Annotated in this window: 16 protein-coding genes and 1 tRNA gene; 7 read left to right on the forward strand and 10 right to left on the reverse strand. The window is 61.8% G+C overall.

The window, feature by feature from the left end:
- Positions 1 to 42 precede the first annotated feature (42 nt).
- Together K663_RS06695 and K663_RS06700 are read left to right on the forward strand one after the other, a co-directional pair.
- Positions 43 to 1446 carry an NAD(P)H-dependent flavin oxidoreductase gene (locus K663_RS06695; protein WP_062115703.1) on the forward strand — a complete coding sequence of 468 codons (1404 nt, stop codon included), beginning with the start codon at positions 43 to 45 and terminating at the stop codon, positions 1444 to 1446.
- Positions 1446 to 1658 (forward strand): DUF2093 domain-containing protein, encoded by a 213-nt coding sequence (locus tag K663_RS06700; protein ID WP_062115706.1) that lies wholly within the window; start codon positions 1446 to 1448, stop codon positions 1656 to 1658. The genes K663_RS06695 and K663_RS06700 overlap by 1 nt, the downstream gene beginning before the upstream one ends.
- A 241-nt stretch (positions 1659 to 1899) precedes the next feature.
- Here K663_RS06700 and purU read toward each other — a convergent pair whose 3' ends face one another.
- The 3 genes from purU to K663_RS06715 all read right to left on the reverse strand — a co-directional run bounded on the left by purU (position 1900) and on the right by K663_RS06715 (position 4928).
- On the reverse strand, positions 1900 to 2766 hold the full coding sequence (gene purU / locus K663_RS06705; RefSeq protein WP_062120487.1) for a formyltetrahydrofolate deformylase: 867 nt from the start codon (positions 2764 to 2766) through the stop codon (positions 1900 to 1902).
- Positions 2767 to 2835: 69 nt separating this feature from the next.
- Positions 2836 to 3855 carry a 2-oxoadipate dioxygenase/decarboxylase family protein gene (locus K663_RS06710; protein ID WP_062115709.1) on the reverse strand — a complete coding sequence of 340 codons (1020 nt, stop codon included), beginning with the start codon at positions 3853 to 3855 and terminating at the stop codon, positions 2836 to 2838.
- Between the two features lie 77 nt (positions 3856 to 3932).
- Entirely contained in the window at positions 3933 to 4928 is a 996-nt protein-coding gene (locus tag K663_RS06715) for an SPOR domain-containing protein (protein WP_062115712.1), read from the reverse strand.
- Positions 4929 to 5112: 184 nt separating this feature from the next.
- Here K663_RS06715 and K663_RS06720 point away from each other — a divergent pair, with 184 nt between their 5' ends.
- The 4 genes from K663_RS06720 to K663_RS06735 all read left to right on the forward strand — a co-directional run bounded on the left by K663_RS06720 (position 5113) and on the right by K663_RS06735 (position 8217).
- On the forward strand, positions 5113 to 5835 hold the full coding sequence (locus K663_RS06720; RefSeq protein ID WP_062120490.1) for a ParA family protein: 723 nt from the start codon (positions 5113 to 5115) through the stop codon (positions 5833 to 5835).
- Positions 5836 to 5852: 17 nt separating this feature from the next.
- Positions 5853 to 6368, forward strand: a complete 516-nt coding sequence (locus tag K663_RS06725; RefSeq protein WP_062115715.1) for a hypothetical protein — start codon at positions 5853 to 5855, stop codon at positions 6366 to 6368.
- A 13-nt stretch (positions 6369 to 6381) separates the two neighbouring features.
- Entirely contained in the window at positions 6382 to 7683 is a 1302-nt protein-coding gene (locus tag K663_RS06730; RefSeq protein WP_062115718.1) for an SPOR domain-containing protein, read from the forward strand.
- 249 nt (positions 7684 to 7932) lie between these two features.
- The gene (locus K663_RS06735) at positions 7933 to 8217 is read left to right on the forward strand and encodes an NAD(P)-dependent oxidoreductase (protein WP_235589563.1); all 285 of its coding nucleotides are present in this window, start codon (positions 7933 to 7935) and stop codon (positions 8215 to 8217) included.
- Here the strand turns inward: K663_RS06735 and K663_RS06740 are convergent.
- The 7 genes from K663_RS06740 to moaA all read right to left on the reverse strand — a co-directional run bounded on the left by K663_RS06740 (position 8210) and on the right by moaA (position 14616).
- The gene (locus K663_RS06740) at positions 8210 to 9877 is read right to left on the reverse strand and encodes a GMC family oxidoreductase (RefSeq protein WP_062115722.1); all 1668 of its coding nucleotides are present in this window, start codon (positions 9875 to 9877) and stop codon (positions 8210 to 8212) included. The genes K663_RS06735 and K663_RS06740 overlap by 8 nt on opposite strands.
- Entirely contained in the window at positions 9874 to 11232 is a 1359-nt protein-coding gene (locus tag K663_RS06745; protein WP_062115725.1) for an MFS transporter, read from the reverse strand. The genes K663_RS06740 and K663_RS06745 overlap by 4 nt, the downstream gene beginning before the upstream one ends.
- Before the next feature lie 80 nt (positions 11233 to 11312).
- The gene (locus K663_RS06750) at positions 11313 to 12032 is read right to left on the reverse strand and encodes a class II aldolase/adducin family protein (RefSeq protein ID WP_235589536.1); all 720 of its coding nucleotides are present in this window, start codon (positions 12030 to 12032) and stop codon (positions 11313 to 11315) included.
- A gap of 83 nt (positions 12033 to 12115) precedes the next feature.
- Positions 12116 to 12529: an Arm DNA-binding domain-containing protein gene (locus tag K663_RS25040; protein ID WP_062115728.1), complete on the reverse strand. Its 414-nt coding sequence runs from the start codon at positions 12527 to 12529 to the stop codon at positions 12116 to 12118.
- Between the two features lie 146 nt (positions 12530 to 12675).
- Positions 12676 to 12750: transfer RNA gene (locus K663_RS06760), tRNA-Asn, on the reverse strand.
- 79 nt (positions 12751 to 12829) lie between these two features.
- Positions 12830 to 13606, reverse strand: coding sequence for an NAD kinase (locus K663_RS06765; RefSeq protein ID WP_062115731.1), 777 nt, complete (start codon positions 13604 to 13606; stop codon positions 12830 to 12832).
- Positions 13603 to 14616, reverse strand: coding sequence for a GTP 3',8-cyclase MoaA (gene moaA / locus K663_RS06770; protein WP_062115734.1), 1014 nt, complete (start codon positions 14614 to 14616; stop codon positions 13603 to 13605). The genes K663_RS06765 and moaA overlap by 4 nt, the downstream gene beginning before the upstream one ends.
- A 120-nt stretch (positions 14617 to 14736) precedes the next feature.
- Here moaA and K663_RS06775 point away from each other — a divergent pair, with 120 nt between their 5' ends.
- Positions 14737 to 16755: a putative bifunctional diguanylate cyclase/phosphodiesterase gene (locus tag K663_RS06775; protein WP_062115737.1), complete on the forward strand. Its 2019-nt coding sequence runs from the start codon at positions 14737 to 14739 to the stop codon at positions 16753 to 16755.
- The last annotated feature ends 49 nt before the right edge of the window (positions 16756 to 16804 follow it).

Consider the following 16804-nt stretch of genomic DNA (forward strand, 5'->3'; position numbering starts at 1 on the left):
TATCCGGCCGGGGACCGAGCAGCTGTTGCGCGGGAGATTAGGTTGTTCAAGGGTTTGAAGCCCATCATCTATGGTGGTCGTGAAGTCTGGCCGCTGGTTGAAGGCGGAAAGGGCGTCGCCGTATCCAATCACGCGAGTTCCGGCGCCTGGGCGGCTGCTGGCGGGATTGGCACCGTGTCCGCCGTCAACGCCGACAGTTATGACGGCATGGGTAATATCATCCCGCAGATTTATCATGGCCGCACCCGCCGTGACCGTCATGAAGAACTTGTCGCCTATGCGATCGACGGCGCTGTGGAGCAGGTCAAGCGAGCCTTCGAGATCGCCGGTGGCAAGGGCGCGATCAACATCAATGTTCTTTGGGAAATGGGCGGCGCTCAGCGCGTCCTCCATGGTGTGCTTGAAAAGACGAAGGGCATGGTTTCGGGCGTCACATGCGGCGCGGGCATGCCCTATAAGCTGAGCGAGATAGCGGCGTCCTATGGCGTTAGCTACCTGCCGATCGTCAGCTCCGGTCGCGCCTTTCGTGCGCTATGGAAGCGTGCCTATTCCAAGGCGTCTGAATGGCTGGCGGCGGTGGTCTATGAAGACCCCTGGCTGGCGGGTGGGCATAACGGCCTTTCCAACGCCGAAGATCCGCGTGAGCCGCAAGATCCCTATCCCCGTGTGAAGGCGCTGCGCGACACGATGCGCGAGGGCGGCATTTCGGACGATGTGCCGATCGTCATGGCGGGCGGCGTCTGGCACCTCAAGGACTGGAACGACTGGATCGACAATCCGGAACTGGGCGCAATCGCTTTCCAGTTCGGCACGCGGCCACTGCTCACGCAGGAAAGCCCGATCCCGCAGCTTTGGAAGGAGCGCCTCACCCAGCTTGAGCCGGGTGATGTGTTGCTTCACCGTTTTTCGCCTACCGGCTTCTACAGTTCGGCGATCCGCAACCCCTTCCTTCGCCAGCTGGAATCGCGGTCTGAACGGCAGATCCCGTTCAGCACGGAACAGGCGGGCGACCACACGCATCAACTGGACGCGGGTGTGAAGGGCAAGAATTTCTGGGTTACGCGTGGCGACTTGCTGCGTGCCCGCGAGTGGGTCGGGCAGGGCTTCACCTCCGCGCTAAAGACGCCAGACAACACGCTGGTCTTCGTGACCGAAGAGGAAAAGGGCGAAATCCGCAAGGACCAGACCGACTGCATGGGTTGCTTAAGCCAGTGCGCCTTTTCCAGCTGGATGGATAGCGAGACTAACTCGACCGGACGGCTGGCCGACCCGCGCAGCTTCTGCATCCAGAAGTCGCTGCAGGAGGCGGTGCACGGCGGCGATCTGGACAAGAACCTGCTGTTCGCTGGCCATGGCGCCTATAAGTTCAAGCAGGATCCCTTCTATTCCAACGGCTTTGTGCCTACCGTGAAGCAGCTGGTCGATCGCATTCTGACGGGTCACTGATGGCCGATATTCAGGGATTGGCGGTGTTGGAATACCATACGCCGCACTTCGAAATCATACGGCCCGGGCAGTTCGTCATTTGTGCTATCTCGGGCGGGCGCATTGACTTGGATGACCTTAAATATTGGAGTGCCGAGTTTCAGGAAGCCTATCGGGGGCCTGTGGAGGCAACCCAGTCCTTTCTCCGTCACCGAAGCCTGAATGCAGGCTGAAACCTCGCTTCCTTTCTTAGGATAGATGCGTTATCCTTCCTGTGCAGGCGACAAAGATCGCCGGTTGAGGAAGGATGTCAACGATGTCACGGATAGATATCTATGGCGATCGAATTTGCGTCGTCACCAGTTTCTTGATTGTAGGCTGGTTTCTTTACAGCGTAGTTTCCTGACTAACGGGCAGGATGTGACGAGCGCTGCGATAGCGCTTGATGATTTCTGGGTCCGCTTGGGCATTTGATCAGCGGAAGACGACCGTCTTTCCGCCATTCAGCAGGACGCGGCGATCGGCGATCCAGCCGACTGCACGGGCCAGCACTTGGGCTTCGATATCACGGCCAATGCGGATCATGTCTTCTGCAGTCGCTCGATGGTCCACCCGCTCTACGGCCTGCTCGATGATCGGCCCTTCGTCGAGATCGGCGGTGACGAAATGCGCGGTCGCGCCAATTAGTTTTACACCACGCTCATGCGCCCTGTGATAGGGGCGCGCACCTTTGAAGCCGGGAAGGAAGCTGTGGTGGATATTGATGCAGCGGCCTTCCAATTGCCCGACGAGCGTTTCTGAGAGAACCTGCATGTAGCGTGCGAGGATCAGATAATCCGATCGCGTCCGATCAAATATGTCCAGCAAAGCAGCTTCCTGCGCGTCCTTGTCTCCATTGCGCGGCAGTTCGTGGTAGGGAATGCCGTGCCATTCGGTGATACGCCGCATGTCGGGATGGTTCGACACTACGCCCATGATGTCGATCGCCAGCGTTCCGGTCTGCCAGCGGTGGAGCAGATCGGCCAGGCAATGCGATCCCTTCGATACCGCGAGCAGCATGCGCGGCTTTTCCTGCGCGGGCGTGATCCGCCAATCCATGGCGAAGCGCGCGCCGATTGCATCGAATTCGGCCTTAAGCTGTTCCGTGGCGGTCATCCGGTCGTCGGTCGCTTCAAACGCGACCCGCATGAAGAAGCGTCCCGCTTCCCGATCGGCATATTGCTGACTGTCCGTGATGAAGCCGCCGCGATCGGCCAAAAACTGGCTGACCCCGGCAACGATGCCGACGCGGTCGGCGCAGACAAGCGTCAATACCCAGGAAGGGAGAACCGGACTATTCAACAACGCCTCCGCCAATGCTTGCGAAAGCCGTTGCCTTATGGCGATCACATGATCAAGCCGTTAAGGGGTTCATGACTTCACGCTGGTCATGGCAAAAATGCCGGTCGCATTGCTCGCGTCGAACGAAAGGTCCAATCGACCAGTCGCTGGATCGACGTCGCGGCTGATAAATTCGTAAAATGATCCCGGCACCTGGCGCAGTTCTTTCCCGGCGAAGAGCCGTTCGACGGGGTCTGCGCGCAGAGCCGTTTGGCGCACGCGGCCATTGCGGGATATTTCGATCTTGTCCTTGATCGGCCAATCCTCTTGCCTCAACCGATCGGCCAGCGCGGCGACGTTCCGCACACGGTCGGTGGCGTGATTAAAAGCGTTGCCCTCAGTCGCGATCCAGGCTGCCTCATGGGATCTCGCCAGCAACTGCTCGTAGTCGTCCAGTGAGACTGGGTCGTGTTGGCGATCGAAGGCTGAAATCAGAATGGGGAGAGCTTCGACGGCGCGATCAAAGCTGACCGGTTCCCCGCGGGCGTAGCTGTCGAGTGCTCCGTGCCTCTGCGAATCCAGCGGATCGCGCGACGTCCCGAACACGCGCGCCGCGACTTCGCCGAAGGCGGGATCGAAGCGGTCGATGTGCAATTCGGACAGGAAGAATTGCGGAATATCCTCCGGCGCGTCGGCATGCACATAGGCCCGTCCAGTCATTTTCAAACGGTCCAATGGATAGACGCCCGCCAACTGATAGCCCAAAGGCAGGAAGATGCGGGTGAAGGCGTCTTCGCCCGGAGGGAGGGCGCCGGTCGGTCCCTGCGGCATGCGCACGGTTCGCAACGCGCCATGGTCGAACATCACCTTGCCGCCTCGCGCCACGGTGTCGGTCACATAGGCCGCCCCGCTCGGCACGCGTTCCAGAAGTCCGTGAAACAGGACTATATTCATCGCCATCGCAAGCGCGGCTCGCGATACGTTGGAACCGCCCTCAGCCAGCAAGGAGGGTGCGATGGTCAGCGCCGTCAGCGCCTGTTGCGCAGCCCTTTGTCCCAGCGCGGCCTCTACCAACGCTGCGACATGTCCCTGCTCACTTCCCACGGCCATAATGCGCTCCACAAAGAGACAGGCCCGTTATTGCGCGCCGCATCCGAACTGCCAAGATGCGGAAAGGGCGATCCTGATCACATTTTGCGGGGCATGCAATCGGCACCGGCAGCCTTGATCGCGCCGCACAGCCGCGCAGCGTCGGCGCTGTTGGCTAGAGGGCCTGCCTGCAGTCTGGTCACCGCGCCGCCCTTCACAAGATAAAGCTGGTAGCTTGAAAGACCGGAAACCTTGCTGCGCAGGCTGTTCCAGAGCGCGCGCGCGCGTCCCTCTTCGCTGAAGGCACCCAGTTGAACCCGCCACCCGCCATCAGCGGCTACCTTGGGCTGTTCCGCCTTGTTGATCGCCGTTTTTGCGGCAGCGGCTTTGCCAGAAGTCTTTGACGAAGCAGGCTTCTCTGCATCGGGAGCGGGCGGCAAGGTTGCGGTCGCGAGCGGCGGCGGACCTTCGCGCACCACGGGCGTAGTCGATGTTCGACCGTTGGCATCTGCCAGCGCCGTCACTTCTGTTGATCCCATATCCCGCGCCATCGCGAGGCCCCGCTCGCGCTGCTCCGCCGGGATATATCTGTCCATCTGCTTCAGGCTTGCCGTCGCCTGCGTCAGTCCCGCAGCGGATGCGCGGTTCATCAGCGCATAGGCGCGGGGCCAGTCTTTCGGCGCAAGGTCACCGTTAAAAAGCGCCGTACCAACGATATATTGCGCGCGCGGCTCACCCCTTATCGCCGACCGCTGTAGATAGGGCAGGGCGCCTGCCCGGTCGCCTTGCTGGAACATCAGCAGGCCAAGATTGTCCTCTGCCCGGATGTGCCCTTGTGCCCTCGCCTTGCGATACCAGTCGAGGGCGACGGCCATGTCGGCCTTCACGCCGCGCCCCAGCTTGTATGCCTGACCCATATTGAACTGGGCGTCGGGATCACCCGCCTGAGCAAGCGGCAGCCATACGCCGACAGCCTTGTCATAATCCCCCTGCTGCCAGGCATCGACGCCGGTCTTCACGTCGGCGAAGGCTGGTGGCGCCAGGCTTACTATCGTTGCTGCGGCCAAGATGCCCCAGATCTGCTTCATATGCATGTGCTCCTGAAAGGACAGCTTTGCCGCAGCCTATGATCCAACAAGGTTAACGGCCACTTAGCATTAAGAGGGCCATGCTTTATAGTGCTATCCTGCCCTACACAGGGATGCGGCGATGTTAACCAATTCTTAGGCGCCGCCGTGGCACTCCAGAACCCAATTGGATTTTCTGGGGGAAACGCGCGTGCGCATACTCGCATTGGCATCGCAAAAAGGTGGGTCCGGCAAGACCACCCTGTCTGGTCACCTGGCCGTCCAGGCGCAGAGGGCCGGGGCCGGCCCGGTGGTTCTGATCGACATCGATCCGCAGGGGTCGCTCTCCGACTGGTGGAACGAGCGCGAGGCGGAATTTCCGGCCTTTGCCCAGACGACAGTTGCGCGTCTGGCCGCCGATCTGGAAATTCTTCGTCAGCAGGGCTTCAAGCTTGCGGTCATCGATACGCCGCCCGCAATCACCATGGCAATCCAGAGCGTAATTTCGGTCGCTGAACTGATCGTCGTACCCACGCGTCCCAGCCCTCATGATCTTCGCGCCGTTGGCGCTACGGTTGATCTTTGCGACCGGGCGGGCAAGCCGTTGATCTTCGTCGTCAACGCGGCGACCCCCAAGGCGCGGATCACGTCCGAAGCAGCTGTTGCACTTTCCCAGCATGGTACGGTCGCGCCGGTGACGCTCCACCATCGCACCGACTTTGCAGCATCGATGATCGACGGGCGTACGGTGATGGAGGTCGATCCCAATGGCCGCTCGGCCGGCGAAGTGACTCAGCTCTGGAGCTACGTGTCCGACCGCCTTGAAAAGAATTTCCGGCGCACGGTCTTTTCCGTGCCCAACGGTTCGGCGGGTACGCCCGGTGCCGTGCGTCCAGCGACCGGTGGCTTCGGCCGCCGGGTCGTCGGCCAGTAACAGGGAGGGAAGACATCATGGGCGAATCCAAGCCACTCGCTTCGCTGACCTCCGGGTTGCTCGCACGCAAGGGCGCTGCCCAACCTGCCATGCGCCGCCCCATAATGGGTTTTGGTGGTCAGGCGACAGCTGCCCTGTTGCAGGATGATCTTGGCTGGAACGACATGGGTTTTGACGTGACAGAGCCTGAGCCGGTTCCCACAGAGCCCCGGGCCGTGGTCGGACTGACGCCGATGACGCAACCGCCCGCGGCAGCTCCCGTGCCTCCCGTCGTTGTGGCGCGAAAGGAACTGACAGAGCGAATGGAAGAAGCGGTCAAGACGACTGCTCCGGCGACCCGTCCGGTCAGGGCGCGCAAGGCCGCCTTTACGCTCCGTCTGGACGCAGATCGGCATTTGAAGCTGCGGCTCGCCAGCGCCATTGTAGGCCGATCGGCGCAGCAGATGGTGACCGAAGCGCTCGACATATTCCTCGCCAGCCTGCCCGACATAGACAGGCTTGCGCAGCAACTGCCGCGCGACGAAGCGAAGTAAGGGAGACACGCCCATGAAGCGCAATGCTCTTGCCAAGGCGGCATTTTCGTCACTGGTCTTGGGGACGACGATGGTCGGCTGTACTGGTGCAGCCTTCCGTCCTTCCGCCATTGCGCCTGCCAGGCAGAACCCCGACCGCGCAGCCGCTGCCATAGACAAGGCGCTGGCCGACCACGACGGCGTCCGCGCAATCGCAGCGGCCGAGACGGCGGTGCAGGCTGCCCCGCAGGACGCGAGCTATCGCCAGTTGCTGGGCCGCGCTTATATTGCCGATGGCCGATTCGCGTCGGCTGAAACTGCGCTCGGTGACGCCATGGCCTTGGGTAATCGCGATCCTCGCACGATTGTCAGTCTGGCACTGGTCAAGGTGGCGCTCGGCAAGAGCGACGCCGCGCGCGATCTTCTCACCTCTCATGCGGACATCGTTCCGGCGGGTGATTATGGCCTTGCCATCGCTATGGCGGGTGACGCGGCTGAAGGCGTCCGCATCCTGTCCGCAGCCATTCACGATTCGTCTGCCACCGCGCGTACGCGCCAGAATCTTGCCTATGTCTATGCGTTGGCGGGCCGGTGGAAGGATGCGCGCGTCATGGCTGGGATTGATCTGGAGCCACTCGCGGCAAATCAGCGCATCGCACAATGGGCGCAGACGGCGGCTCCCGAACTTGCGCAGCAGCGCATCGCGGGTCTGATGGGCGTGACGATCAATGGCAGCGATGCAGGCCAGCCGGTTGCCCTCGCGCTCGCTCCTGAGCCCGCGCCGGTGCAGACTGCGCAGGTGCCCGAGCCGATTGTCGAGGCTGTTTCTGTGGAAGTTGCCGCTACGTCGAGTCCGCAATTCGAAGCTGTCCCTTCGGAGGCCTTCGCGCCGGTCGAAACGCATGATCTTGCATTTGTAGAGAATCGGGCTCCGTTGAAGCTGGCCAGCGTCCGCCAGCCTGCGGCGGTCCGCGTACCGCTGGCTCCGCGCCGCATGCAGGCTGCCTTCATTCCTCAGGACAAGGGCAGCAGCAACTGGGTCGTTCAACTCGGCGCTTACGAGAATGCCGCCATCGCCAAGGAAAAATGGTTTGAGATGGCCCGCCGCAATCACGTACTTTCGACGCTGCCTGTGCTTACCAGCCAGATCACGCTCAACGGCGTCAGCTATTCGCGCCTCGCAGTAAGTGGGTTCAATGATCGTCTGGAGGCGGTCGCGATGTGTCGCGCCATTCGCGCTCAGCGCGGGCAGTGCTTCGTTCGCGAAAATGCGCCCGACGCAGCGACTCAGCGCTGGGCCGTGGCACTCAAGCAGCGTCAACTTGCATCGCGCTGACAGAAGGCAACTGCCGCCCGGGCCTCAGCGCCCGGGCGCATCACCGCATTTCCCGTGCAGGCGGCGCCAAAAGGCGCGCGCCTGCATCTCATTATGCCACCTTGGCTTCGAACGCGAGCGGGTCAAACAGGCGTTATAACGATAACCGGGATTAGCTAATTCAGCCGCCAAACTGTCCAAGAAGGCGGGACCACCTCAGAGGCCCTGACACCTGCCACGGAAGGCCTGATAGACCGCGAAGTCCTAGACCTGCTCGGCCACCGGGGTTTTCTGGTAAATGCCGCGCGAGGCGGTCTCGTGGATGAGGATGCCCTTATTGCCGCATTACGCGAGGGAACGCTTGGCGCCGCGGCGCTCGATGTACAACGATCGGAGCCGCCGTCGCGGGGCTACTGGCGATCGGTACCGAATATTCTGCTCACGCCCCATATCGGTGGGGTCGCGACCGGCGCTCTCGCCAACCTGGATGCTCTGCTTCGAGCCAATCTGCGCAGCTTCTTTTCCGGAGCGGGGCCCCTGAACCCGGTCAACTGACACGAGCAGTCTCGCGGATCATGTCCGCTGCCTTCTCGGCGATCATGATGGTAGGTGCATTGGTGTTACCGGACGGGATCATCGGCATCACGGATGCGTCAACAACCCTCAGTCGCTCTACTCCCCGCACCCCTAGGTTGGGGTCGAGCACGGCAGCATCGTCAGGTCCCATCGCACATGTGCCACAAGGGTGATATCCCGTCACCGCCGTCGCCCGCGCATAATCGAGCCAGTCGGATTCTGTCTGGACCGCGTCTCGGGGACGCAACTCATGCGCGATATATCTCGCAAGCGACGGCATGGACGTTAGCTTGCGTCCCCAGCTCAGCCCCCGCACCAGAACGTCTTGGTCGGTTGGATGGCTCAGGTAATTGGGACGAATTTCAGGCGGGCAGTCGGCTTCGGGAGAGCATATGTCGACCCGTCCCCGACTCAGTGGCCGTAGCTGATTTGGCGCCAGAGTAAGACCCGGTTCCCTCTCTAGCCGCAGCGAACCGGTCTGCGCATAAGCATTGAGATCGATTGAGGCGGGCAGCACGTGGAACTGAACGTCTGGCTGCGTCAAATCGTCTTTCGAGCGCAGAAAAATGCCAACGTCGGCGGCCGGGAAAGTAAGCAGCCCGTCACGGCGAGCAGCATAGCGCAGCGCCTGCCCGAGAAGATGTGGCCCCCTGCTCAAACGGTTGATCGACGGCGAACGCGGAAGCAATCGATAGCAAAGCTGACCCATCAGATGGTCCTGCAAATTCCCACCGACCGCGTTGATTGCGACGAGGGGCGTAATTCCGTGATCCTGCAGCAGGCCTCCGGGACCAATTCCGGAAAGCTGCAGTAGCTGAGGCGTGTTGATTGCGCCTGCACATACGATCACCTCTGCCCTGGCAACTGCCGTGCCAAGGCGTCCCTTTCGCAGGAAGTCGACACCTGTTGCCACCCGCCCCTCAAACCGGATCTTCTGGGCCGAAGCATTCGTCAGAACAATCAAATTCGGGCGCTTCAGCGCCGGATGAAGATAGGCTGCGGCGGCGGAACAGCGGAAACCCTTGCGTTGCGTTACCTGGAACCATGCAGCACCTTCCTGCGCTATGCTGTTCACGTCTTCGGATGGCGGCAGGCCGGCCTCCAGCGAGGCGCTGATAACCGCCTGAGACACCGGGTTGCGGGGAAAGACATCCTGAACGTGCAGCGGTCCCGCTGCGCCGTGAAGGGCGGACGCGCCCCGGACATTGCCTTCGCTCTTTCGGAAATAGGGCAACACCGACTCCCAATCCCAGCCGCGGCAGCCTGATGCCGCCCAGCCGTCATAGTCGGCGCGATTCCCGCGCACATAGAGCATGGCGTTGACGGACGATGATCCGCCTAGCACCCTGCCGCGCGGCCAGACGTGGCTGCGCCCGTCAGTACCGGGGTCGGCTTCGGTGGTGAAGCTGCGCGTAAGCCCCGGCGCCACCATCGTGCGACTATAACCGATGGGCAGATGCAGGAATAGCTTGTCCACAAAATGCGACGGCGATCGCAGGGGCCGGTCGTCCTCCCCGGCCTCGAGCAGCAGGACTTTGAACCTGCCGTCCTCTGTCAACCGATCGGCGAGCACACATCCTGCGCTTCCGGCACCGACGATTACATAGTCCGCTTCAAACCGACTGATCGTGTCCGTCATGGGCCCGCTCCCGACCGATTGCACAAAGTGATGTTCGGCTCCTCCGGTTCGCTGGCCACCCTTGCATATACCGCCCGTCGATAGGGGAGCCACGCCGAAAAAAAGAGCAACCAGGCGAACGGCAGCGTAACCGCCGCCAGAAGTAGGAGTGCGCTTCCCAGCGCGGCAGATCCGCTGAACAGTTGGTCCGCAAGGGCCGGCACGAGGAAGGATCCGATGCTGAGGCTGCCGGCATTGTTACATAGCTGGATGACGGCGACCAACCGCCCGCGCAGATGAGCAGGTGCAGTCTGCGGTATCGTGATCGAAGGCAGCGCGTTCACAGAAGAGAGCAGGCTGAATCCCAAGGCGAGCGATGCAGTGGCACCCCACAGCGAAGCCTGCATGAGCGAGGCCGCAAAGAAGGCCGCGCCCACGGGTAGAATTAGAAGCGGCAGAAACAGAATGAGATCACGCCGCCCCTTTACCGCAATCCGCTCCGCCAAGATCGGAATAGCCAGCGTCAGCAGGACTCCAAGCGCAAGGGCGGTGGAAAAGACATAGCCGGCTTGGGAAGCGCTGATGCCATGGCGTCGGATCAAGTAGGTCGGATACCAGGCGAGGGAGCCGTAAAGCGTCAGCCCGAGAATCGTATTGCCCGCGAAAAACGACGCATAATAGCGGATCGCCTGCGCGCGGCTGCTGAAAATGCCGTAGCGATCCGTTCTGTCACTATGCTCTGGTACTGCGCCCGGACCATCTCCGCTTCGGGAAGGTTCGCGGACAGTCAGCAGGATGACAAGCGCAAGGATGAGACCGGGTGCGCCGACCATCATCAATGCTATGCGCCACGTCGCCTCATCACCGATGACCGGCAACCACCGGAGCGCCCCGGCATTCGCCAGGTCGATAATGAAACCGCCCACCAGATACGCCAACATCACCCCGGTCACTCCCGAGGCGATGAAGACGGCGCTTGGGGCGGAACGGCGGCCCTGCGCGAACATGTCCCCGATCAGCGAAATGCCGACTGGAGAAAGCACCGTCTCGCCCACTGCGAGGCCCATCCTGAAGACAAACAGTTGTTCGAACGAACGCGAGAATCCGGCGCCGGCCGTACACGCGCTCCAGATCAGCACGCCGGCGACGAGAAGGCGGACGCGGTTTCCCCGGTCGACCATCCAGGCGACCGGAATGCCGACGACCGCGAACAGGATCGCGAAAGCCGGCCCTATGAGCAGACCAATCTGGACGTCCGATACAGGCATGTCCGCCTGGATCGGCTCGACGAGAAGGGTCAGGATCAGACGGTCGACGTACGAGACGACGTAAAGAGTGGCGAGTAGCGCGACGACATACCAAGGCCTGTTAAGCATGAATTGAGCGCCTTACGCCGATTGCGCCGTGAAGGGCAGGGCAACCGGTATTCTCCTGCCCGAAGCCGGACCACTCACGGTCAATCCCGGTACCCCGGATTCACGCGATCAAGCTTGCGCAGCAACGCTGGCCAGACCAGATCCACGGCATATCGGGTGGCAAAGGGGCTTCTGCTAATGCCGAATTCCGCCTGCGTTCTTTCGATCACATCGGGGCACGCCGACTGCAGCGGCAATCCCATCGAAAGCGTGCGGACCTGCACGGAACAGGCCCATTCCAGAAAATACATGTTGAGGAATGCTTCGGCGACCGACGCCCCGACGGTGAGTGTACCGTGATTGCTCAGCAGCATCATGTCACAATCGCCAAGATCGAATGCCAGCCTTTCCCGTTCCGCGTCGTTGACTGCTACGCCCTCGAACTCATGCCGTGCGATGGATGCGCCCGCGATTATCGCTGTCTGGTTGAGCGGCAGGAGACCGGCGGCCGTCGCGGAAACCGCAACGCCGTCGCGCGTGTGCAGATGTATAACGCAGTTCGCGTCGGGCCGTGCCGCGTGAACCGCCGAGTGGATGACGAAGCCCGCCTTATTAACGGTGAAGGGCGTGTCCTGTAGCACTTCGCCATTATGATCGATCTTGACCAGGCTCGACGCTGTAACCTCTTCAAACATCAGTCCGAATGGGTTGATGAGGAAGCAATCCTTCCCTGGGACGCGGGCCGAAAGATGGGTGGCCAGCAGATCATCCCAGCCGAAATGGGCGACCAGGCGGTAGGCCGCAGCAAGATCGCGCCGCATCTTGCGCTCTTCTTGGTCTATCTCGGCGCAATTTGACGGCCACTTTTCGCGCCCGTGCCTGATTTCCATGGTTTCATCCTCCTTCAATCTATCAATGCGACCTGAACATCACGCTTTCCGGTGAAGGATTGTCTCCCATGAGCAGTGAGCTTGTTTTCGATGAGCAGCACATCACCTGCTTGCCACGGAAAATTCACGGAAGCGGTGCCAAGCGCGGCATAGATCGTGTCAAGTTCCGAATCCAGAATAGGCGAACCGTCCCCGTAGGTCGCGTCGAAAGCTCGCGGCAGATCGCCGTAGGCTGCTGTCATTCGGGCGAATCCGGCTTCCCCATAGGTGCCGAAGGTGAGGCGATGCTCCTTGCCCCCGAAACGATATTTCAGTCGCCCGGAGCGCGTGCCCGATGGCATGACGTAGAGATAGAGACCGTGAGCGTCGGAGAGCTTGTAGGGCTTCTCCTTGGGCTTGGCTGTTCGGCAGCGAACGTCCGTCAACACGCGGTGCCCCCCATGCCCCCGAATGTTCCCCCGAAACGGGGGCGCTGGGGTGTTCTTCCCTGATCTCGCATGAGACGATGCGTGAGGAGAAAGGCCAGCGATTGCAAGGGTTTTGATCCTGGCTGATCTTGCCAGAGAGGAAGATTTGGCTCCCCGAGTAGGATTCGAACCTACGGCCATTCGATTAACAGTCGAATGCTCTACCGCTGAGCTATCGGGGAGCAGCCCGGCTCTCGCTGGGCAGGCCGCGCCTATAGCAGCGGGATTCTTCGGATGGCAAGGGCAGAGTTGGGAATTTTTTCAGGCGATGAACTGTTCCGCAGCGATCCGGTCGTCCAGCGTATGTTCCGGGTCGAAAAGCAGCGTCAGCGGTGTGCCCCGATCAATCTGAACTTCCACCTGTGCGACATCGCGAACTTCCCGCTGATCGGCCACGGCGCTCACCGGTCGCTTGACGGGGTCAAGAACGCCGAAGCGTATTACCGTGTTTTCGGGCAGGATGGCCCCCCGCCAGCGGCGGGGACGGAAAGGGCTGATCGGGGTCAGCGCCACCAGCGCCGAACCCAGCGGCAATATGGGACCATGGGCCGAAAGATTGTAAGCTGTTGACCCGGCGGGCGTTGCCACCAGGACGCCGTCGCACACCAGTTCGGCCAGCGCGATACGCCCGTTCACATGCACTTCCAGCTTCGCCGTCTGGCGCGTTTCGCGCAGCAGCGACACTTCGTTGATAGCGGGGATCGAAAAGCGTTCACCATCGACCGTATCGACCGTCATGCGGAGTGGGTTGACCTTGAACGCCTTGGCCGCCTCTATCCGTTGTTCGAGCCGTTCCAGACGCCATTCATTCATCAGGAAACCTACGGTGCCGAGGTTCATGCCGAATACAGGCGTAATCCGGTGGCTTTCCAGCATCGAATGAAGCGTCTGTAGCATGAACCCGTCACCACCCAAGGCGATGATCATATCGGCCTGCTCAACGGGCACGAAGTCATAGGCGGCGCGCAGCCGTTCTTCGGCGGCTTTGGCGGCTTGGGTCGGAGAGGCGAGCAGCGCGCGCCGCGGTTCCTGGCTCATCCGCCGGTCACGCTCATATGCCGACCGACGGCAGCGGCGGGCGCGCCGGTGCCGATGCGGAAGTCGTGGGCAGCGGGCTTCAGGCGAAGCGCCCGATCGATCAGCGGCCCGACAGCGTTCAATCCGCCTTCCCGAAAGGCCGTCTTCAAATCCACATGATCTTCGTGCCCCAGACACATGAAGATTTTCCCCTCGCAGGTCATTCGCATGCGATTGCAGTCCGCGCAGAAATTATTGGTGAGCGGCGTGATTAAACCCAACCGAGCTGTCAGCCCACTCACCGCATGGTAACGCGACGGTCCCCCCGTCCGATGCGCAAGCGGACGAAGCTCATGATGTAACCGCAGCTGGTCTACGACCTTCGTCAGCGGCAGATAATGATCCATCCGGTCCTCGCCGGTTTCACCCAGCGGCATCGTTTCAATCAGAGTGAGGTCAAAGCCCTGCTGGTCGCACCAATAGAGCATCGGCAGGATTTCATCTTCATTGATGCCCTTCAACGCCACCATGTTGATCTTGACGGCCAGCCCGCTGGCCCTGGCTGCCGCAAGACCTTCCTGCACTGACCGGATATCGCCATTGCGGGTCACATGGGCGAAGCGTTCCGGATCGCGGCTATCCAGGCTGACATTGATCCGCCGTACGCCAGCGTCAAATAACGCATCCGCATGTTGGGCAAGCCTGGTGCCGTTTGTCGTCAGCGTCAGCTCGTCCAGCCCATCGCCCAGATGCCGTCCAATACGGCGCACAAGATCAATAATGTCGCGTCGCACCAGCGGTTCGCCGCCTGTCAGCCGGATCTTGCGGATCCCGCGGCTGATGAAGAGATCCGCGATCAGCGCAATCTCTTCCAGCGTCAATACCTGGTCTTTGGGCAGAAAGCTCATCCGTTCCGCCATGCAATAGCGGCAGCGCAGATCGCAGCGATCCGTTACCGAAATCCGCAAATAGCTGATCCGGCGGCCCAGCGCATCGGTAAGGCCGTTGCGCGCAAGATCGGGCTTGTCCATGCGGGACTAGCTAAGCCATGGCAAACCCCCGTGCAAGCACTGCCGGTTGCAGCATCGTGAACGGGTCGCTAACCCGTAGCTGTTATTTGCCGCCATGTGCTGTCCCTTAGGAGTTTCAATGTGAGCGGTGAGACCGCACTGCATGGCCAGCGCAGCCTTTTCATTCTGTCTCCCGGCGACCGCGACGGCCTGTCCGATGCGGCTCGCGGTGCAGGTTGGCGTGTGATTGCCGCCCGGCGCCCGACCGACGCGGCGCAGCGCTTCCTGCATAGCGATGCGCAGATCGCGATGGTGGATCTGCGAGAGACCTCCGATGGGGGTGGCCGACTGATAGCCTCGATGGCGTCAGCTGTGGAGGCGGGGGGAGGTGCGCTGATCGCACTGCTCGACGCCAACGTGCTAGGCTCTGCACCTGCGCTGTTGGAGGCCGGGGCCACCCATTTCCTTGCCGCGCCATTCTCGCCAGAACAGTTGGGCGCAACGCTTGCGTCCGCTCAGCGGCTGGTGGATCGCGTGGGGGGAGGCGTCACCCACAGCCAGCGCGCCCAACGCATCCGTCGCGGCGACGCACTGTTCTGGGAACTTGACCAAGGCGGGGGTTCGGTTCGGCTTAGTGACAATCTTGCCCGGCATTTGGGCCTCGGTTCCCAACTCATCAGTCCCGCGCTTTTCATGCGTTGCCTGCCGCGTTCGGAGCGGCGGTCGGTAATAGCAGTGTTGCGGGGCATGATGCGGTCGGGCCGGGCAGAGGCATTCGCTCACGCTGCTCCGGGCCGTCCAGACGACCGCCTCGTCCATCACCTTCGCCTGGTTGATGGGACCGTGGCGGCCGATGTCGAATGGCTGTCCGAGTCTCATGGTCATGACGGTGCGGGCCGCGACGACCTCACCGGGCTGCGATCCCGCCAGGCAGCTCTTGATTGGCTGGATAAGCGAGCCGGGCTGCCGACGACAATCCTGCTGCTGTCAATCAGCCAGTTTGACCGTATGAATGCCGCTTATGGGGAGGTAGTTGGTGACGCGCTGCTGGGCCGCATCGCTCGCCGAATCGAGCGGATGACCGCCGATGCCGCGCCCGGCGCCATCGTGGCGCGTATCGCGGGCACGGAGTTTCTCGTTGGATTGACGGGGGAGGCGGCGGCCAGCGACCACGCGACCTTGCTTGCCCGGCAGCTTATCGGCGCGATCGGCCGTCCGTTCAGCGCGGGCGATCACCTTATTCGCCTCACCGCGCGCTGCGGCATCGCACAATCGCGCGCCGATGATGACGCCACCCGCCTGCTACGCCGCGCTGGAACGGCCCTGGCCGACGCCAGGGCGGGGGGTGGGGAGGGTATCCGCATCTTTTCAGCCGAAAAGCGTAGTCGGCAGGTGGATGCCGATCAGCTGGAAACCGATCTTCGCCTGGCGCTTGATCGAGGCGAGATCGGCATCGTTTTTCAGCCTCAATATCCGGTGGATGGCATTCATATGACCGGGGTGGAGGCGTTGGCGCGCTGGAACCATCCGCAATATGGCGCGCTTGGCGCAGGGATGCTCTTCGCCACCGCAGAGCGATCCGACTATATGCTCCCTCTGTCGGCCCATATTCAGGCCGAAGCACTTAAGCAGGCCGCGGCATGGCCTCGTGCGCTTTCGCATCTGCGCCTGTCGATAAATGTCACCGCCGCCGACATCGCGCAGCCCGGCTTCCTGGGGCAGTTTCTCGCCTTGGTGGATGCGAGCGGATTCCCGCGTGCGAGGCTGACTGTGGAGATCACCGAAAGCGGCCTTATCGAAAATGTCGGTGCCGCGACGGCGCTGCTGACCGCACTGCGCGCCGCAGGGCTTGCCGTGGCCGTAGATGACTTTGGCACCGGCTATTCCAGTCTAGCCTACCTCAAGAGCTTGCCGCTCGATTATCTGAAGATCGATAGCGGGTTGGCGCAGGACATCGCCGGGACGGCGCGTGATCGCATCATCGTGCGGGGCGTCATTCACATGGCCAAGTCCCTGGGCCTCGCTGTCATTGCCGAAGGCGTGGAAACGCAACAGCAGCTCGATTTGCTCGCTCGTGAGGGGTGTGACTATTATCAGGGCTTTCTACGTTCTGCGGGCATCTCGTCGATGGATCTCGTGGCGATGGCGCTGAAGGTCTGATCCCGGCTCGGCCGGTGGCAGACATACGAGCAGATCGACGGGCGAGGGG

The sequence above is a fragment of the Sphingobium sp. MI1205 genome (genome assembly GCF_001563285.1).
Classification (GTDB): domain Bacteria; phylum Pseudomonadota; class Alphaproteobacteria; order Sphingomonadales; family Sphingomonadaceae; genus Sphingobium.